We start from the raw sequence: 17,553 nt of genomic DNA, 5'->3' as shown, positions 1-17,553 counted from the left end.
CCGGTGACGAAAAGGTGGGCGATCTTCGGTAGGGTTGCCAGCACGACATACTGACTATTCTTGTGCGAGGGGGTCGGACCCATGGGGCGCGGCCGTGCGAAGGCGAAGCAGACGAAGGTTGCACGCAACCTGAAGTATCAGACTTTTGATCCGGACTTCGATGACCTGCAGCGTGAGCTGCACGGGGAGTCCGGCGAGTCTGGGGACCCGATCCCGGACCAGTACGCCGACCTCGCCGACGAGGACCGTTCCGCCTCCTAGTCGTGCTGTGCTGCCCGGTCTGAGGACGACGCACGACTGGACCCACGACGTCCTCGCGTCCCACGTGGCTCGGCTACGTGCAGACGCCGCCCGTGAGGCCCCGGAGCTGCTGCACCTGGTGCTCGAGGTGCTCGCCTACCCCCTCGACGAGGCGCTCGACGGGCTGACCCGGCACGTGTGGATCGAGCGGCACGACGACGGGTCGGTCACGATCTGCGACGACGGTCGCGGCACCGACACCCGGACGGACGCCACGGGGGCCCCGGTCGTCAAGCCAATCATGGCCACGCCCGACCTGCGGTTCCTCGACGCCGTGGACGCCCCGGTCCTGGCCGATGGCCGGTCACGATCCGGTCTCTCCGCGGTCTGTGCCGTCAGCTGCTGGCTGGAGCACGTCAATCGTCGGGCGACCGGGGCCTGGTCCCGGCGGTACGAGCACGGCCTGCCCGCGGGCCCGACGCGAGCACTCGCACCCGACGGCACCACCGGCACCACGGTGCGCTTTCTGCCCGACGCCGCGTTCGTCGCAGCGTCGCCGCTGGACCTGGACCACCTGCGCGCGCTCGTCGCCGACGCGCCGGTGCCCGTGGACGTCGTGGGCTGAGGGCGCAGGCCGTCGCCGAGGTCAGGGCAGGTGGATCTGACCCAGGCGGCCGATGGTGCGGATGCGCTGCTCGGCCTCCCGGTCGGCTGCCTCCGCGGTCGTGAGTCCGTCGCGGTCGGACCGTTCCAGGACGGCGAGCGTCGAGTCGAAGATCCCGGTCGCGCGCGCCTTGGCCCGCTCGAAGCTGAAGCCCTGCGGGTCGAGCTCGTCGGAGACCTGGATGACCCCACCGGCGTTGACGCAGTAGTCGGGGGCGTAGGTGATGCCGCGGCCGCTGAGGAGCTTGCCGATGCCGTCGTGCGCGAGCTGGTTGTTGGCGCCACCGCAGACGATGGTGGCCGAGAGCGCGCCGACCACGTCGTCGGTGAGCGCGCGGCCGAGGGCGCACGGGGCGTAGACGTCGAGCGGCTCGGCCACGAGGGCGTCGGTGGACTCCACCACGCGGACGTGCGGGTGCTTGGCCGTGACGAGGTCCAGGGCGGCGGGATCGACGTCGGTGACGACGACGTGGGCGTCCTCGGCGACCAGGTGGTCCACGAGGTGCTTGCCGACCTTGCCCACGCCCGCGACGCCGACCCGACGACCGGCCAGCGACGTCGAGCCCCAGACGTGCTGGGCGCTGGCTCGCATGCCCTGGTAGACGCCGAAGGCCGTCAGCACCGAGGAGTCGCCGGCACCGCCGTGCTCGACGGTCCGCCCGGTGACGTAGCTGGTCTCGCGGGCGATGACGTCCATGTCAGCGCTGAACGTGCCGACGTCGCACGCGGTGTAGTACCGCCCGTTCAGGGTCTGGACGAACCGACCGTAGGCGCGCAGCAGTGCCTCGGTCTTCATGGTCCGCGGGTCACCGATGATGACGGCCTTGCCGCCGCCGAGGTCGAGCCCGGCGAGGGCGTTCTTGTAGGCCATGCCCTGGCTGAGTGCAAGGACGTCGGTGAGTGCCGCGGCCTCGCTCGCGTAGGGGTGGAAGCGCGTGCCGCCCAGGCCGGGACCGAGGGCGGTGGAGTACAACCCGATGATGGCCCGCAGGCCGCTGGCCTCGTCGTGGCAGAAGACGACCTGCTCGTGCGGCTGCCCGAAGACGGTGCCGGCAGGGTCGGTGGGTGCGGGGGTGCGATCGGTCACGGTGGTGCTCTCTCGTCGAGTTCGAAGGTCGGGCGGTGGTGGGCCCTGACCGGGTCGGGCCACGGGGTGGTGTGGCCTGGATCGATGGTACGCCCGTGGAGCCGCATCACGACCCGAGACGGACCGACCGCGATGAGCGGAACCGGGTCGTCATCTCGTATGGTGTCGGTCACACGACCGACGGTGGGGGACCCCTTGAGTGACTCGACGGCTGCCCGAGCGCAGCAGACCCAGGACGACCGCTCCGAGGGGTTGCGCGCCGAGCCCGAACCGCCCTCGCGAGCCCGCCGCCAGTGGGTGGGACTCGCGGCCGGCCCGATCCTCGCCGTGCTCGTCTACGTCGTCCTGCCGGCCGACCTGGGCCACGCCGGCAGGCTGACCGCGGCGACCGCGGTCCTGATGGCCGTGTGGTGGATGACCGAGGCCATCCCCATCCCGGCCACGGCCCTCCTGCCGCTCGTGGTCTTCCCCGTGCTGGGCGACGGCACGGTCGACGACGTCGGAGCCTCCTACGGCAACAACATCATCTTCCTGTTCATGGGCGGGTTCCTGCTGGCCCTGGCGATGCAGCGCTGGAACCTGCACCGCCGGGTCGCTCTCGTCACCGTGCGGGCGATGGGGACCAAGCCGTCGATGGTCATCGCGGGCTTCATGATCGCGACCGGCTTCATCAGCATGTGGGTCTCCAACACCGCGACGGCCGTGATGATGCTGCCGATCGGCGTCTCGGTCCTGATGCTCGTGGCCCGGATGGAGAAGGCCGGCGGCGACCCCGACAAGATGGAGGAGACCGGGGTCGGGGTCCAGGAGATCGTGCGGTCCAACTTCGGCACGGCGCTCATGCTGGGCATCGCCTATGCGGCGTCGATCGGATCGCTGGCCACGATCATCGGCACGCCTCCCAACGCACTCCTGGTCGGCTACCTCTCGGAGAACCACGACATCTCCATCGGGTTCGGCCAGTGGATGATGCTGGGCCTGCCGCTGGCGGTCGTGCTGCTGGTCGCCTGCTGGCTGATCCTGACCAGGCTCGTCTTCCCGCCCGAGATGGACGACATCCCCGGCGGACGCGAGCTCATGGACGCCGAGATCCGCAAGCTGGACGCGATGTCGCGGCCGGAGTGGATGGTCCTCGCGGTCTTCGGGCTCGCAGCGGCCAGCTGGGTGAGCATCCCGCTGATCCAGGACGAGCCCTTCATCGACGATGCCGGCATCGCGATGACGATCGGTGTCCTGCTGTTCATCCTGCCCTCCGGCACCGGTCGCGGCGTGCGCCTGCTGGACTGGGAGGCGGCGGTCAAGCTGCCGTGGGGTGTGCTGCTGCTGTTCGGCGGCGGCCTGGCGTTGAGCGCCCAGTTCGGCTCCAGCGGCCTGACCGAGTGGATCGGCGAGCAGACCGAGGGACTCGGCGGGATCCCGGTCGTGCTGCTCGTCCTCATCGTCGCCGCGGGCGTCCTGATGCTCACCGAGCTCACCAGCAACACGGCCACGGCGGCCACGTTCCTGCCCCTGGCCGGCGGTGTCGCCCTCGGACTGGACATGGACCCGATGCTCCTGACCATCCCGGTGGCGATCGCGGCGACCTGCGCCTTCATGCTGCCGGTGGCCACCCCGCCCAACGCGATCGCCTTCGGCTCCGGCTACGTCTCGATCGGGCAGATGATCAAGGGTGGGGTGTGGGTCAACCTGGTCGCGCTCGTCCTGACCACCGTGGGAACGATGACCCTCGCCGTGTGGGTCTTCAACATCGCCCTGTAGTCCTGCCATGACGACAAGTCCGATCATCCAGCCCGTCGAGGTGGCGGTCTCCGTGCCCCTCGCTCCGGAGAAGGCCTATGCCGCGCTCGTCGGCGGCTTCGGCCGCTGGTGGCCGCGAGAGTTCACCTGGTCCGGGGCCGACCACCTGGTCGACACCGGCATCGTCGACGAGGCGGGCGGTGCGGCGTGGGAGATCGGCGCCCGGGGCGTGCGGTGGGACTTCGGCGTGGTGCTGGTCCACGAGCCACCCGTCCGGATCGCCCTCAGCTGGCAGATCGGTCCGGACCGGGTTCCGGTCCCGCATCCTGACGAGGCATCGGTCGTCGAGCTGACGCTCACGGCCGTGGACGCTGCCACGCGCGTGCACCTGCGGCACCATCGCTTCGAGGTGCACGGCGAGCTGGGCGCCGCCTATCGGGACCAGATGGAGCAGGCCTGGCCGTACGCCCTGGACGCGTTCGTGACGGCGGTGACTCCCTAGGGCATGCGCCGGGCCCGTCTGGCCAGGCGCTTGTCCATTCGTCGGATGCCGGGAGTGATGACCTTGGTGAGCACGCCGGGCAGGACGGACATGCCGGCCTCGCTCATCGCACCGCCCAGGCTCGTGACCCGGGTCGGCTGGTCGACGGCGCCCTTGACCAGCCATCGGCCGGCTCGGTGGGCGTCCATCATCGGCATCGCGGAGTAGATGCTCGTGGCGCCGGACATCTGTGTGCGCACCATCGGGAAGTACACGGTGGTCGTCGTGACGCCGTGGTGGCCGTGCTCGGCCAGCAGCGAGCGCGCGAACGACTCCAGGGCCGCCTTGCTGCCCAGGTAGGCCGAGAACAGCGGGATCGGCAGCTGGGTGGACATCGTCGAGCTGAACACCACGTGCCCCTGCCCCTGCTCCAGGAAGCGTGGCAGGAGGCCCAGGGTCAGCCGGACGGCGCCGAGGTAGTTGACGGCCATCGTGCGCTCGTAGTCGTGCACGCGATCGATGGACTCCCGGATGGGGCGGCGGATCGAGCGGCCGGCGTTGTTCACCAGGACGTCGACGCGTGGGTGGTCGTCGAGCACGAGCCCCACGACGCGGGCGACGTCGGCGTCGTCGGTGAGGTCGACGGGGTAGGTGTGGACGGTGGCACCGGTGCTCCCGCTGGACTCCTGGGCCGCACGGACGCGCTCCGCCACGGCAAGGAGCTCGTCCGGGCGCCGGGCGAGCAGGCACACTGTCCAGCCGTGCTCGCCGAGCTGGACGGCCGCCTCGGCGCCGATGCCGCTGGAGGAGCCAGTCACGACGACGACCCCGGGACCCCGGCTCATCGTCCGGCCTGCTGGGCGTCGGTGAACAGGGCCATCACCAGGCGCGCGCACCGCTGGACCATCGCGTCCGCGGACTCCTGCGGATGGGTCACCCACCAGTCCATCAGCGAGTCGACGATCCCCAGCCAGGTGGCGGTCATGGCCGAGACGTCGAGCTCGTCCTCGACGCCGGCGAGCGAGAGCAGCTCCGTGACCCCCTCGTGGGCGAGCGCCGCGATCCGCGAGGTGTGCGTTCCCACGATGCGGGCGACGTCACCGGTCGTGGGTGCGGTGGGGTCGTGCAGCAGCCGCCAGAGGTGTCGCCGGCCGTCGAGCAGGGCGAACATCCCCTCCAGGGTGCGCAGGCCGCGATCGACACCGACGGAGTCGCCCCGGGCGATCCGCTCGATCTCCCGGCCGAGCAGCCCCCCGGCCTCGTCCAGGCAGGCGGCGTAGAGGCCCTCCTTGGAGCCGAAGTACTGGTAGACCAGGGGCTTGGAGATGCCCGCCGCGGCCGCGACGCTCTGGACGTTGGTGGCGGCGAAGCCCTCTGTGCCGAACGCGAGGGAGCCGGCGGCGACGATCTGGGCCTCGCGCTCCACCCGCGGCACGCCCTTGGTGCCCGCGTTGGTCCGTACGACGGCGCCCGAGGTGCTCACGTCTCGACCCTAGTCCAGCAACTGATCGCATGGTAACTTACTCCAAAGTCATATTGCCGGGGACGCCGTGGAGGACTGATGGAAGCACTGCTGGACCCCATGACGAACCCGGTGACGTACGCCGCGCCGTTCTTCCTGCTCACCATCGTCATCGAGCTGGCGGCACTGCGGTGGCTCGACCACGACGACGGCGTCACCGGCTACTCCCTCAAGGACGCCCGGACCTCCATCTCGATGGGCGTCGGCTCGCTGTTCTTCCTCACCGTCTTCAAGGTCGTCTCCTTCGTCGGGTTCATCGCCGCCTACACCTACCTCGCGCCGTTCCAGCTTCCCGTCGACACGTGGTGGTACTGGGTGCTCGTCGTCCTGGGCGTGGACCTGGGCTACTACTGGCACCACCGCTTCAGCCATCGCGTCCGGATCGGCTGGGCCGGTCACCAGGCACACCACTCCAGCGAGTTCATGAACTTCGGCACCGCGCTGCGCCAGAAGTGGAATCCCTGGTTCGAGTTCTTCTTCTGGCTGCCGCTTCCGCTGCTGGGATTCTCGCCGTGGACGCTCTACGTCGCGTTCGGTGTCAACCTGATCTTCCAGTTCTTCGTGCACACCGAGCTCGTCGGCAAGCTCCCCCGGCCGATCGAGTACGTCCTGAACACGCCCTCGCACCATCGCGTGCACCACGGCAGCGACCCGGAGTACCTGGACAAGAACTACGCCGGGATGCTGATCATCTGGGACCGCCTCTTCGGCACGTTCACGCAGGAGCGGCACCGACCGACCTACGGCCTGACCTACGAGGTCGACACCTTCAACCTGCTCAGGCTGCAGTACGGCGACTACGTGCAGATGGCGCGCGACGTCCGCGGGGTGCGAGGGCTGCGCAACAAGCTCGGCTACGTGTTCGGGCCCCCGGGCTGGACACCTTCGGCCGAGCGTGACCGGGAGCCGGTCCTGCCGCGCCGTTGACGACGTGCCGTCCCGCTCGGCCCTGCGTACCGTCGTGGGCAGAGGGGGGGTGCGATGAGCATCGAGGACCTGCTGGAGCAGCACGGCACGACCTTCGCCGAGGAGGCCGGCATCACGCTGCGCGACGAGCCGTCACCGCTGTGGCGGCTGCTCGTGCTGTCGCTGCTGCTCTCCGCGCGCATCGACGCCGGCGTCGCCACGGCGTCCGCCCGCGAGCTCGGTCGCGCCGGTTGGCGCACCCCGCGGGCGATGCGGGGCAGCACGTGGCAGCAGCGCGTCGACGCGCTGGGCCGTGGTGGCTACCGCCGCTACGACGAGAAGACCGCCACACAGCTCGCCGAGGCCGCTGACCTGGTGCTCGACACCTGGGGCGGTGACCTGCGTCGCCTGCGGCGGGACGCCGACGGGGACGTCGAGGCCATCGGTGAGGGCCTGCAGCGGGTCAAGGGCATCGGGCCCGCGGGAGCCGCCATCTTCCTGCGCGAGGTGCAGGGCGTCTGGCCTGAGGTCGCCCCGTACGTCGACGCCCTGGCCGCGCGCGGGGCCGAGGCCGCCGGCGTCCCACGGACGGGGCCCGGCCTGGCGCGTCACGTCGAGGCGGAGGAGCTTCCGCGCCTCGTGGCGGCGTGCGTTCGGGTGGCCCTGGCCGGCTGAGGTCCCCCGGCCGACCGGACTCAGCCCGGCGGGGTGCGGAGCCGCTCGAGCCGGGCTTGCAGGAGTGGCTGGCGGTGCGCGTTGCCGTGCAGCTCCACGTACCGCTGCTCGAAGACCGCGAGCAGGGCGTCGTCGAGGCGACGGACGGCGCCGGGCGGGTAGCGGTAGTCCATCCGCAGGTTGACCGCGTCGCTGTCGACCGACACCAGCAGCCCGCGCAGCTCCTCCAGCGACGTGATGCCCAGCTCGAGCAGCAGGCCGGACACCCACGCGTAGTGATCCGTGCGTGACCAGCCGGCATCGCTGTACTGGGTGGCGAGGAAGGCCGCCAGCTCCTGCGCGCTGAGCCGGGGGTCCCGGGGGTCGACGTCGGGGTGCTCCGCGGCCATGCCGGCGCGCAGCCGGTCCCGGATGGTGGAGAACTCACGGTCCGCCAGCTCCAGGAGGCCCGCGGCGAGCGTGAAGCGGCGGTCGAGGTCGGATGCGTGGGCCTCGGGGACGGTGCCCTTGTACCGGATGTCGTGCTCGAACTCCGCCCAGGCGTGCTGCAGGACGGTGCGGACCTGCACCTGGGCGCTGCGCCCCTCCAGCGAGGGGTGGGTCACGAGCAGGTGACGGCTCGCGTAGCCGAACCTGCCCTCGCTCGCGGTCTCCTCGCCCATGTCGCGGTCGTCGAGGACCGTCAGCTGGTCGGCCAGGAGATCGGCCACGGCGGCGACGTCGCTGTGCACGTAGGTGATGATGCGCAGGCCGATCTGGTCGGTGATCTGGCGCAGCGGGTCGGTGAAGACGGCATGGCCGTCCGTCTCCCGGGTGGCCTTGGTGGCGAAGGAGGCGACGCTCTTGGCGCGACCGTCGATGCTCAGGTAGTTGATGCCGGCGTCGTCGAGCAGCGTGGTGAGGGTCTCGACGAGGTCCGTGGTGACGGCGGCCAGGCGAGGCTGCACGGCGGCGTACTCCTGCACCGCACGGTGCACGGGCCCGGTCTGCTCGCGCGGCGTCGACAGCGTCGGTGGTGCCACCTCGGCGGTGGGCACCTCCGGAACGGGCTCGCGGGGCGTCGGCTCGTGCCCGTCGGGCAGGCGTGGTGTGACGATGCACCCGCTCCGGGCATCGCCGTAGGTGGTCATCTCATCGGGCCGGTGGTGCGCGAGCATCGCGACGTAGGCACACAGCACGGCGTCGACCTGGTCCTCGGCCACCCGCAGCTGGCTCTTGCGCGTGGCCGCCTCCACCGAGCGCACGAGCTCGCGCCACACCGGGGCGGTGAGGTCGAGGGGGACCTCCGCGTCGGCGAGCGACTCCAGCAGCGCGGTCAGGCGCAACAGCTGGGCCTGCAGGTGGGGCAGGGCGCGCCCCGGCTTGTTCTTGTACTTCAGGGTGCGGCCGAGTCGGAACAACGCCACGGACGCGGCGTGCGGATAGACCTCGACGGCGCGTCGCGCAGCCGACGAGCCGGGATCGAGGTCGAGGTCGAGGAGCGCGGCGACGCGAGCCCCCCGAGGCTGGGCGGCGAACTCGGGCTTGCCGGTGTTGGTGGGATGGGCTCCGGCATCGAAGCGGGCGAAGTCTCGGTTGAGCGCCTTCTCGGCGGGACGGTTGCCGGTGGGGTTGGTCACGACGAGTGGTGCGTCGATGGCCACGAGGCACGGGCCGGCGTCCCACGGCCTGAGCGCGTCGAGGATCGCGGCGTCGTCACCGACCGCCGACAGGTGCACGAGGCGTCCGGCGTCGTCGAGCACGGCGAGCCCGCTCGGCTTCTTCTCGCCCCAGGCGAGGTCCAGGCCGACGAAGTGCATGCCTGCAACCTACCGGCGGGGTGGGGCCACCCCGGCCACCCGCCGCTCGAGCCAGACGACGTCGCGCCAGGTTCCCGAGAGCGGCCCGACCTGCATGAGACCCAGACGCTCTCGGACGCCGACCCGGCGGAACCCGAGGGACTCGTGCAGCGCGAGACTCGTCGCGTTCTCGGGGAAGATGCCCGAGGTGATCGTCCAGATCCCGGCACGCTCGGTTGATCGGACCAGCTCGGTGAGCAGCGCCCGGCCGACACCACGCCCCCGCGCCTGGTCCGACACGTACAGAGCGTCCTCGACGACCCCGCGGTACACCGCTCGGGACGAGGTGGGAGACACCGCGGCCCAGCCGACCACGCGGTCCTCCTCGACGGCGACGAAGCGATGGTCCGCCAGCTTGGCGGAGTCGAAGACGCCCCACGACGGCACCTGCGTCTCGAAGGTCGCGTGACCGGTGGCGATGCCCTCGCCGAAGATCTCCAGCACCGCGGGTCCGTGCTCCGGGCGCATCGCCTCGACGTGCATCACAGGCTGCGGGTGAGCCCGCCGTCGACCGGGAGCATGACGCCGGTGAGGAACCCGGCGGCAGGGGAGAGCAGGAACGCCGCCGCCTGCCCGAACTCCTCGGGACGACCGTAGCGACGCAGAGGGATGGTCGCCTCGGTGCGCTCCCGCGCCGCGTCGGCGTCCCCCGTGGCGGCATCCAGCTCCTGGACACGCTCGGTGTCCACCCGACCGGGAAGCAGGGCGTTGACCCGGATCCCGCGTGGGCCGAGCTCGTCGGCGAGGTCCTTGGCCGCCATGGCCAGACCGGGCCGCAACCCGTTGGAGATGCCCAGCCCGGGCACCGGGGCCTTGGCCGATGTCGACAGCACGAACGCGATGGAGCCGCCCTCCTCGAGCTCCTCGGCCACGGTGGTCGCCAGGCGCAGCGCCCCGAGGAAGACGCTCTCGAAGGACGTGCGCCACTGCTGGTCGGAGCGACCGAGGACGGTGCCGGGCGGCGGTCCCCCGACGCTCACGAGCACCCCGTGCAGGCCACCGAAGTGCTGGCGGGCGATCGCGACGAGGGCTGCCGGGGCGGCCTCGTCGGCGTTGTCGATCGCCACGCCGACGGCACGCTCGCCGAGGGCCTCGACGGCGGCGTCCACCGAGTCCTGGCTGCGGGAGGAGACCACGACGTTGGCGCCCTCCGCCACGAGCGCCTCGGCCGTCGCGCGGCCGAGGCCACGCGTCGCGCCGGTGAGAATGTACGTGCGTCCGCCGAGTCCGAGGTCCATGTGCTTCACCCTAGGCCAGAGGCTCGGACGGGTCGGGACACGTCGGAGCCGGGTGGCAGCTCAGCGGCCGTCCCGGAGATGCCACGAGGCCGCCAGCCACAGCGCGACGTGCTCGGGCCGGGCCCGGTCGGCGACCGTCGGCCGCGCGACCCGCCAGAAAGGGAGGTGGTTGGCGATCATCATGCGGACGGTCGGTGGTCGGACCAGCGCGCCCCGGTCGTCCCGGAGGGACAGCCCCTGGGAGATCACGTGCAGGTGCAGTCGCAGTCCCGGTGCGGCGAAGGGGAGGTCGTCGACCTCCACCGCCAGCTCGAGGGCGGCGAGCGACCGGAGCCCACCGCACGGGCGGCCGTCGACCAGCAACGTCGCCTGGGTGCTGTCCGGTGCCCGACCGGCCGCCGCGTCCTGGGGTGCTCGGTCCGACAACGCGATCGTCGAGGCGTCGGGCAGCTCCACCGTCGTGAGGCCGTCGGCGGCGTGCAGCCGCGCCGGGCCCCAGGCGGCGCGGCGAAAGAGCGTGCGGGTCCGGCGGCCGTCCTCGGTGAGGACGGGCTCCTGCGGGTCGTCGGTCGCGGGGACCACGGACAGGAGCGCCTCGAGGAGACCTGCACGGTCCCTCGTCTGCAGGACCACCTCCCGGCCGTCGCGCAGGGTGACGGTGATGGCCCCGACGCCCGTCGGCAGCGCGAGGGATCCCCCCGCGGGTCGTTTCCCGCTCGCCGCGTAGGTGTCGGCCCGCGCGGCCCGCCGCCCGGGCGGGCGCGAGGCGGCTCGCAGGACGCTGTCCCTCTCGATGTCCTCGACGCGCACCCGTTCGCGTCCGACGCGTAGCTGCTCCCCGTCCAGCGTGATGCTCCCGTAGCGGTTGACGCTCCACACCGTGATCAGGGCGACCCAGATCGGGATCCCCCAGACGAGTGCGTAGACGAGGGCACCCGCCGCGAAGGAGGCCGCGCCGGTGTTGCCGCGCTCTCCCGGGTCGCGCCACTGCGCCCAGACACCGAGGGCGACGAGCGCGGCCAGCAGCCCCCAGAGCACCCAACGGGGCACGACGTGCTGGCGGTAGACCGTCCCCGGGGCAGACACGGCGGCCATCCTAGGTCGCCCGGGAACGCCGCAGAGCGGCCCCGTCGTGCGGGACCGCCCCGGGCGGTGGTGCTGAGGTGGTGCTGCGGCTCAGATGAAGCCGTTCTCCGACAGCCAGTCCTCGGCCGCGTCCTCGGGCTGCTCGAGGTCGACGGAGACGCGCTCGTTGAGCGTCGTCATCTCCTCCTGGGTCAGGGCCTCCGAGATCGGGTCGAAGATCTCCGAGAGCTCGTCGCCGTACTCGGTGAAGATCTCGTCGGTGAAGACGGGGCTGGCGTTGTAGAGCGGGAAGAAGCCCTCGTCGTCCTCCAGGACCGTCAGGTCGAGTCCGCTGACCCGGCCGTCGGCGGAGAAGACCTCGCCCAGGTTGCACGGGTCGCGATCGGCCGTGGCGGAGTACACGACGGCGGTGTCGAGCTCCTCGACGTTCTCGTCGGGGAACTCATAGCCGTACGCCTCCTCCATGCCCGGCAGGCCGTCGTCACGGGCGGAGAACTCGCTCTCGACGCACAAGGTGGCGGCGTCGGGATCGTTCTCGATCAGGTCGCCGAGGTCGGAGAGCGTCTCGGGGTTGCCGAGGTCCTCGGCAGCCTCCGGGGCGTAGGCCAGCGCGTAGGTGTTGTTGAACTGCGAGGGAGCGAGCCAGTGGAGGTCGTTCTCCTCCAGGTCTCGATCTCGCACGACCTCGTACTGCTCGATGCGGTCCGGGACGGGCTCGGTCTCGCCGAAGAAGGAGATCCAGGCGGTGCCGTTGTACTCCCAGTAGGTGTCGATGTCGCCGGACTCAAGAGCCGCCCGGGCGACGTCGGTGCCACCGGTGTTGATCTCGTCGGTGACCTCGGCGCCGGCGTTCTCCAGGGCGAGTCGGCTGATGTGGCCCAGGATCAGCTGCTCGTCGAAGTCCTTCGAGCCGACGGTGATCGAGGCGCCCTCGAGGATTCCCTCGGTGGCGCCGCCTCCGCCCTCGTCGCCTCCGCAGGCCGCGAGGCCTGCCATGAGGGTGAGTGTTCCCGCTGCGGAGAGGATCTTCTTGTTCATGATGCTCCTTTCAAGAGCGTCGTGGGTGTGGCGTTCGGTGGGTCAGAGGCCGCGAGGCGACAGCAGCCGGCCGGCCGCTCCGGCCAGGTAGTCGACCAGCAGGGCCAAGCCGGAGACCAGCACCACCCCGGTGATGAGGATGGCCGTACGGTTCAACGTGATGCCGTTGTAGACGATGTAGCCGAGCCCACCGGCACCGAAGAAGGTGGCGAGGGTCGCGGTGCCGACGTTGATGATGAGGGCCGTGCGGATGCCGGCGATCATCACCGGGATGGCCAGGGGCAGCTCCACTCGCAGCAGCACGCCCATCGGCGACATGCCCATGCCGCGCGAGGCCTTGATGAGGCTCGGGTCGACCTGCTGCAGCCCGACCATCGTGTTGCGCAGGATCGGCAGCGTGGAGTAGGCCACGAGCCCGAAGATGACCGGGGTGAAGCCGAGCTGGCCGAACGCCACGAAGATCGCGGCCAGCAGGCCGAGCGACGGGATGCCCTGCCCGATGTTGGCGATGCCGATCACCACGGGCACGGCCGCGCGGGCTGCGCGCCGGGTGAGCACGACGCCGATGGGGATGGCGATGAGGATGACGATGAGGGTCGAGACGGCGGTCAGCTGCAGGTGCTCGAGGGTGCGCTCGACGAGCTGGTCGCGGGTGAGCACCCGGGCTTCGATGGTGTCGAGGTCCTGCGAGCCGACCCAGAGCCACGTCGCGCCGCCGATGGCCAGGAGGAACAGGGGCATGCCGATCCACGAGATCAGCGAGCCGCCGTCGGAGGCCTTCGCGATCTTGACCGGTGCCGCCCCGGTCGTCGTCGGGACGATGCTGGCAGCGTCGTCGCTCACTGCGGCACCTCATCGTGGTGGGTCTTCTGGGCCAGGTAGAACGCCGAGTGTTGCTCACGCATCGCCCGGACGGCGGTCATGATGGTCTCGAGGTCGACGATGCCCTGGTAAGCGCCACGGGTGTCGACGACGATCGCGACCCCACCGTTGGACGTGATGAGCTCGTTGAGCGCGTCGGCGAGCGTCGCGTGGGGCTCGACCACGGCGTGCGCCTGCAGGCCGGCGCGGCCCAGGCCGCTGCCCGCGCGGCTCAGGTCGGAGCTGGTGACCCACCGTTGCGGACGACGGTTCTCATCGAGCAGCAGCATGGCCGACCAGTCGGAGTCCATCAGACGCCGACGCAGCGCGGCGGGGTCCTCCGAGAGCAGGCCGGTCGGGGTGTCGGTGGTCATCTCCACGTCGCGGATGCGGCTGAGGTTCAGGCGCTTCAACGAGGCACCGGCACCGATGAAGTCCGCCACGTAGTCGTCGGCGGGGTCGGAGAGGATCTTCTCGGGGGTGTCGAACTGCGCGATGTGCGACTGGTCGCGCAGCACCGCGATCCGGTCGCCCATCTTGATCGCCTCGTCGATGTCGTGCGTGACGAAGATGATCGTCTTCTGGATCTCCTGCTGCAGGCGCAGGAACTCATTCTGCAGCCGCTCGCGGGTGATCGGGTCGATGGCGCCGAACGGCTCGTCCATGAGCATGACCGGCGGGTCGGCCGCCATGGCCCGGGCCACGCCGACGCGCTGGCGCTGGCCGCCGGACAGCTCCTTGGGGTAGCGGCTGCGGTAGAGGTCGGGGTCCATGCCGATCATGCCGAGCAGCTCATCGACGCGGGCGTTCGCCTTGGCCTTGTCCCAACCGATCAGGCGAGGCACGGTGGCGATGTTCTGGGCGATGGTGCGGTGCGGCAGCAGGCCGGTCTCCTGGATGACGTACCCGATGCGACGTCGCAGCTCGTCGGGGTTGCCCTTGGTGACGTCCTCGCCGTCGAGGATGATGTGTCCCGACGTCGGCTCGATGAGCCGGTTGATGAGCTCCATCGAGGTCGTCTTCCCACAACCGGAGGGTCCGACGAAGACCACGATCTCCCCGCGTCGGACCGACAGGCTGAGGCGGTCGACGGCGGCGTTCTTCTGCCCGGGGAATCGCTTGGTGAGCTCGACCAGCTCGATCATCGGCCGGTCGTCGTCCCGGGTCTGCTGAGGTGCTGCCGGCGTGGGCTCGGTCGTGGTCATCGGATACCTCGCGAGGTGGTCAGTCGGCGGATCAGGACGAAGACGGCGTCGAACAGCAGCGCGAGCACGATGATCGCGAGCGTCCCGCCGTAGATGAGGTTGGGTGCGTTGTCGTTGGGGACCGAGCGCAGGCCGCGGAAGATCTCGTTGCCCAGGCCGGGGCCGCCGACGAAGACCGCGATGGCGGCGATGCCCACGATCACCTGGGTGGAGACGCGGATGCCGGTGACGATGACCGGCCACGCCAGCGGCAGCTCGATCTGCAGCAGTCGGCGCCCGGACCCGATCCCCATGCCGCGGGAGGCCTTGACCACCGCGGGATCGACGGAGGCCAGCCCGGCGACGGTGTTGCTCACCACGGGGAGCAGCGCGTACAGCGTGAGGCCGGCGATGGCCGGCGGCGCCCCCAGCCCGAAGAGCGGGATGAAGAGCGCGAAGAGCGCGAGCGAGGGCAGCGTGAGGAAGAACGAGGTGGCGCTCAGGATCGGCGTCCGGAGCAGCCGCTTGCGATGTGCGACGACGCCCAGCGGCAGGCCGATCACGATCGCCAGCGCCATCGAGATCACCACGAGCTGCACGTGCTCGATCGAGAGCTCGATCAAGTTGTCGTAGTTTCGCTCGAGATACTCGAGAAAGCTCACGGCCCTCCAAGGGGGTCATTCGGTGGTGTCGTGGACATGGCGCCGAGGTCACTGCCGGTTCATCACACCCGGCACGTTAGTTCACTTCCGCCCCAGATGTGGCCAGAATGGCGGACCCGGCGGATGCGCGGGCCACGAGAGGAGGGTCTGCAGAACCGCCACGCACCGCCCGGGAAAGGCGCGTGATCACTGCAACGCGAGGCAGGCCGTGCGATCGAGGCTGAACGGGTCGACGTGTCGGATCCGGCGGGTGCATGAGTGGCCAGGGCCGGGGTCGAACCGGCGACCTTCCGCTTTTCAGGCGGACGCTCGTACCAACTGAGCTACCTGGCCGTGCCCGCTGACGGGCAGCGACCACCGTATCGCACGGCAACCGCTGGCACTGCCGGGGTTCGGGCCTCGAAGCCTCGGGCGCGCATGACGACGGGCACCCTCCGTGAGGTGGATGCCCGTCGCCGTGCCGTGCTGGTGATCGACCTTCGGCTCAGGCGAGATGCCTGCCCCGACGACCGGCGGCGACGATCACGCCACCGGCGAGCAGTGCGACGAGCCCGACGGGCAGCAGCAGCCGCACGTCGTTGCTGGCGCCGGTGCTGGGGAGCTCCGTACCGCCAGCGGCCGTGGGTTGCGCACCGACGGCCGCGCCTCGACCGTCGGTGGCGACCACCACGAGGTCGTTGTTGACCGGGTCCAGGGTGTCACCGGGGGTGGCCGGGGCCGCAGTGGTCGGGCCCGGGGTGGTCGGGTCCGGGGTGGTCGGGTCCGGGGTGGTCGGGTCCGGGGTGGTCGGGTCCGGGTCGACCGGCTCCGGATCGATCGGGCCGGGGTCGACGCACAGCGGTCCGGTGGACGCCTCGGTGATGGTCAGGGCGATGCCCGCGACGAGCGACGGGCCGTCGATGCCGCGCGTGGTGGAGTAGGCGAGGGAGAAGTCACCGGTCTCGCACGCGGCAGCGTAGGTGAACAGGCCGTCGGCATCGATCATGGCGTTCCGGAGCGCCTCTGGAACACCGAGCAGCGTGTAGATGAGGTCGTTGGCCTGCGAGGCCTCGTCGTCAAGGGTCTCGTCGTTCGCGGACAGATCGAAGCTGCCGTTCTCCGCCGGCCCGGCGAGGCTGTCGCCCGAGATGCAGGCGAGGTCGTCGCCCAGGCCGCCGATCAGGGTGTCTTCGCCGCTCTGGCCGCACAGGACGTCGTCGCCGGTGCCCCCGTTGAGCTCGTCATTCCCGACGCCGCCGTTGAGCTCGTCGTTCCCTGTCCCGCCGTTGAGGGTGTCGTTCCCGGCGCCGCCGTTGAGCTCGTCGTTCCCTGTCCCGCCGTCGAGGATGTCGTTGCCGGAGCCGCCGTTCAGGACGTCGTCATTCGTCCCCCCGGCGAGGGTGTCGTTCCCGGAGCCACCGTCGAGGGTGTCGTTGCCGGTCCCTCCCTCGAGGGTGTCGTTGCCGATCCCGCCGTCGATGGTGTCGTCGCCCGCGCCACCGCTGAGGTCGTCGTCGCCGACCCCACCGTCGATGAGGTCGTCCCCGGCGCCTCCTTCGACGGTGTCGTTGCCGGTGCCGCCGCGGATGGTGTCGTTGCCTGCCCCACCGTTGACATCGTCGTTTCCGGTGCCGCCGTCGATGGTGTCGTTCCCGCTCCCGCCGTCGATGAGGTCGCCGTCGTTCCCACCGCTGATGGTGTCGTTGCCGGTGCCGCCCTCGATGGTGTCGATGCCGTTGCCACCGCCCAGGATGTCATCCCCGTTCCCACCGTTGATGTCGTCGTTCCCGTTGCCACCTTCGATGGTGTCGTTGCCGTTCCCGCCGGAAAGGGTGTCGTCGCCGATGCCTCCATCGATGGTGTCGTCACCGGTCGTCCCGGTGATGACGTCGTCATCCGTCGTACCGGGGAAGTCGGCAGCGAAGGCGGCGTTCGGCGCCATGACCAGGGCAGCCGCGACGCCGAGGGCGGCGAGGGACAGGAGCCGTGGACGGGTTCGACCACGGGAGGCGGGCACGGTGCCCCGTGCGGGGTGGGGGAGACGTCGACGAGACATGGATGACCTTCCGGAGATCGTGGATCCTCGACCAGCGGTGGTCCACGAGGTGAACGACCCACGGGGGCGGGCCGGTGCTTCACCCTGAGTACGCCGCGAGGCGTCGTTGCGTTTCGTCCCAGGTCGCATCAACCGTGAGAAGGTCGGGAAGTCGAGCACGGTGGGGCGGAGGGCGCAGAGCGAGCGCGGCCGCCTGGCACTGCACTGGCCGCCCTTCCCGGGGGGTGCGGCACAGCACGAGGGCCCACACCTGACGGTGTGGGCCCGTTCGCACTGCTCTGCGACCCCGACGGGACTCGA

The 17,553-nt window shown here is 70.7% G+C and carries 18 protein-coding genes and 1 tRNA gene; 6 read left to right on the top strand and 13 right to left on the bottom strand.

Going from position 1 to position 17,553, the window contains the following annotated elements:
- Positions 1-81: 81 nt before the first annotated feature.
- Positions 82-261: a DUF3073 domain-containing protein gene (locus ACHAAC_RS07770; RefSeq protein ID WP_435715553.1), complete on the top strand. Its 180-nt coding sequence runs from the start codon at positions 82-84 to the stop codon at positions 259-261.
- 7 nt (positions 262-268) lie between these two features.
- Positions 269-865, top strand: coding sequence for a hypothetical protein (locus ACHAAC_RS07765; RefSeq protein ID WP_435715552.1), 597 nt, complete (start codon positions 269-271; stop codon positions 863-865).
- Positions 866-886: 21 nt separating this feature from the next.
- On the opposite strand, the gene ACHAAC_RS07760 is transcribed toward ACHAAC_RS07765, so the two are convergent.
- Positions 887-1,990: a Glu/Leu/Phe/Val dehydrogenase dimerization domain-containing protein gene (locus ACHAAC_RS07760; protein ID WP_435715551.1), complete on the bottom strand. Its 1,104-nt coding sequence runs from the start codon at positions 1,988-1,990 to the stop codon at positions 887-889.
- A 195-nt stretch (positions 1,991-2,185) separates the two neighbouring features.
- On the opposite strand from ACHAAC_RS07760, the gene ACHAAC_RS07755 reads away from it, so the two are divergent.
- The gene (locus ACHAAC_RS07755) at positions 2,186-3,748 is read left to right on the top strand and encodes an SLC13 family permease (RefSeq protein ID WP_435715550.1); all 1,563 of its coding nucleotides are present in this window, start codon (positions 2,186-2,188) and stop codon (positions 3,746-3,748) included.
- Positions 3,749-3,755: 7 nt separating this feature from the next.
- On the top strand, positions 3,756-4,229 hold the full coding sequence (locus tag ACHAAC_RS07750; RefSeq protein ID WP_435715549.1) for an SRPBCC domain-containing protein: 474 nt from the start codon (positions 3,756-3,758) through the stop codon (positions 4,227-4,229).
- Here ACHAAC_RS07750 and ACHAAC_RS07745 read toward each other — a convergent pair.
- The gene (locus ACHAAC_RS07745; protein WP_435715548.1) at positions 4,226-5,053 is read right to left on the bottom strand and encodes an SDR family NAD(P)-dependent oxidoreductase; all 828 of its coding nucleotides are present in this window, start codon (positions 5,051-5,053) and stop codon (positions 4,226-4,228) included. The genes ACHAAC_RS07750 and ACHAAC_RS07745 overlap by 4 nt on opposite strands.
- Positions 5,050-5,691, bottom strand: a complete 642-nt coding sequence (locus ACHAAC_RS07740) for a TetR/AcrR family transcriptional regulator (RefSeq protein WP_435715547.1) — start codon at positions 5,689-5,691, stop codon at positions 5,050-5,052. The genes ACHAAC_RS07745 and ACHAAC_RS07740 overlap by 4 nt, the downstream gene beginning before the upstream one ends.
- Positions 5,692-5,769: 78 nt before the next feature.
- On the opposite strand from ACHAAC_RS07740, the gene ACHAAC_RS07735 reads away from it, so the two are divergent.
- Together ACHAAC_RS07735 and ACHAAC_RS07730 are read left to right on the top strand one after the other, a co-directional pair.
- Positions 5,770-6,657, top strand: coding sequence for a sterol desaturase family protein (locus ACHAAC_RS07735; protein ID WP_435715546.1), 888 nt, complete (start codon positions 5,770-5,772; stop codon positions 6,655-6,657).
- 54 nt (positions 6,658-6,711) lie between these two features.
- Complete coding sequence (locus ACHAAC_RS07730; protein ID WP_435715545.1) at positions 6,712-7,311, top strand: endonuclease; 600 nt, start codon at positions 6,712-6,714, stop codon at positions 7,309-7,311.
- A 20-nt stretch (positions 7,312-7,331) separates the two neighbouring features.
- Here ACHAAC_RS07730 and ACHAAC_RS07725 read toward each other — a convergent pair whose 3' ends face one another.
- From ACHAAC_RS07725 to ACHAAC_RS07680, 10 genes are all read right to left on the bottom strand, one after another.
- Positions 7,332-9,110, bottom strand: a complete 1,779-nt coding sequence (locus tag ACHAAC_RS07725) for a DUF429 domain-containing protein (protein WP_435715544.1) — start codon at positions 9,108-9,110, stop codon at positions 7,332-7,334.
- 9 nt (positions 9,111-9,119) lie between these two features.
- Positions 9,120-9,632: an N-acetyltransferase family protein gene (locus ACHAAC_RS07720; protein ID WP_435715965.1), complete on the bottom strand. Its 513-nt coding sequence runs from the start codon at positions 9,630-9,632 to the stop codon at positions 9,120-9,122.
- Positions 9,632-10,387 carry an SDR family oxidoreductase gene (locus ACHAAC_RS07715; RefSeq protein ID WP_435715543.1) on the bottom strand — a complete coding sequence of 252 codons (756 nt, stop codon included), beginning with the start codon at positions 10,385-10,387 and terminating at the stop codon, positions 9,632-9,634. The genes ACHAAC_RS07720 and ACHAAC_RS07715 overlap by 1 nt, the downstream gene beginning before the upstream one ends.
- A gap of 60 nt (positions 10,388-10,447) precedes the next feature.
- A complete protein-coding gene (locus tag ACHAAC_RS07710; RefSeq protein ID WP_435715541.1) occupies positions 10,448-11,473 on the bottom strand; it encodes a hypothetical protein in 1,026 nt (341 codons plus the stop codon).
- A gap of 90 nt (positions 11,474-11,563) precedes the next feature.
- Positions 11,564-12,511 (bottom strand): glycine betaine ABC transporter substrate-binding protein, encoded by a 948-nt coding sequence (locus ACHAAC_RS07705; RefSeq protein WP_435715539.1) that lies wholly within the window; start codon positions 12,509-12,511, stop codon positions 11,564-11,566.
- 42 nt (positions 12,512-12,553) lie between these two features.
- Positions 12,554-13,354: an ABC transporter permease gene (locus tag ACHAAC_RS07700; RefSeq protein ID WP_435715538.1), complete on the bottom strand. Its 801-nt coding sequence runs from the start codon at positions 13,352-13,354 to the stop codon at positions 12,554-12,556.
- Positions 13,351-14,577, bottom strand: coding sequence for a betaine/proline/choline family ABC transporter ATP-binding protein (locus tag ACHAAC_RS07695; RefSeq protein WP_435715536.1), 1,227 nt, complete (start codon positions 14,575-14,577; stop codon positions 13,351-13,353). The genes ACHAAC_RS07700 and ACHAAC_RS07695 overlap by 4 nt, the downstream gene beginning before the upstream one ends.
- Positions 14,574-15,218 (bottom strand): ABC transporter permease, encoded by a 645-nt coding sequence (locus tag ACHAAC_RS07690; RefSeq protein WP_435715535.1) that lies wholly within the window; start codon positions 15,216-15,218, stop codon positions 14,574-14,576. The genes ACHAAC_RS07695 and ACHAAC_RS07690 overlap by 4 nt, the downstream gene beginning before the upstream one ends.
- 259 nt (positions 15,219-15,477) lie before the next feature.
- Positions 15,478-15,551 (bottom strand) — tRNA-Phe (locus ACHAAC_RS07685).
- A 151-nt stretch (positions 15,552-15,702) separates the two neighbouring features.
- Positions 15,703-17,214: a calcium-binding protein gene (locus ACHAAC_RS07680; protein ID WP_435715533.1), complete on the bottom strand. Its 1,512-nt coding sequence runs from the start codon at positions 17,212-17,214 to the stop codon at positions 15,703-15,705.
- Positions 17,215-17,553 lie beyond the last annotated feature (339 nt).

The organism is Aeromicrobium sp. CF4.19, from assembly GCF_051262555.1.
Taxonomy (GTDB): Bacteria; Actinomycetota; Actinomycetes; order Propionibacteriales; family Nocardioidaceae; genus Aeromicrobium.
The sequence above is the reverse complement of the archived record's forward strand: the minus strand, read 5'-3'. Positions and strand labels throughout refer to the sequence as shown.

Excerpts from the sequence above, each read along its gene's own strand:
- ACHAAC_RS07730 (WP_435715545.1), top strand. The coding sequence starts at position 6,712 with ATGAGCATCGAGGACCTGCTGGAGCAGCACGGCACGACCTTCGCCGAG.
- ACHAAC_RS07750 (WP_435715549.1), top strand. The coding sequence starts at position 3,756 with ATGACGACAAGTCCGATCATCCAGCCCGTCGAGGTGGCGGTCTCCGTG.
- ACHAAC_RS07725 (WP_435715544.1), bottom strand. The coding sequence starts at position 9,110 with ATGCACTTCGTCGGCCTGGACCTCGCCTGGGGCGAGAAGAAGCCGAGC.
- ACHAAC_RS07770 (WP_435715553.1), top strand. The coding sequence starts at position 82 with ATGGGGCGCGGCCGTGCGAAGGCGAAGCAGACGAAGGTTGCACGCAAC.
- ACHAAC_RS07745 (WP_435715548.1), bottom strand. The coding sequence starts at position 5,053 with ATGAGCCGGGGTCCCGGGGTCGTCGTCGTGACTGGCTCCTCCAGCGGC.
- ACHAAC_RS07705 (WP_435715539.1), bottom strand. The coding sequence starts at position 12,511 with ATGAACAAGAAGATCCTCTCCGCAGCGGGAACACTCACCCTCATGGCA.
- ACHAAC_RS07715 (WP_435715543.1), bottom strand. The coding sequence starts at position 10,387 with ATGGACCTCGGACTCGGCGGACGCACGTACATTCTCACCGGCGCGACG.
- ACHAAC_RS07735 (WP_435715546.1), top strand. The coding sequence starts at position 5,770 with ATGGAAGCACTGCTGGACCCCATGACGAACCCGGTGACGTACGCCGCG.
- ACHAAC_RS07695 (WP_435715536.1), bottom strand. The coding sequence starts at position 14,577 with ATGACCACGACCGAGCCCACGCCGGCAGCACCTCAGCAGACCCGGGAC.
- ACHAAC_RS07720 (WP_435715965.1), bottom strand. The coding sequence starts at position 9,632 with ATGCACGTCGAGGCGATGCGCCCGGAGCACGGACCCGCGGTGCTGGAG.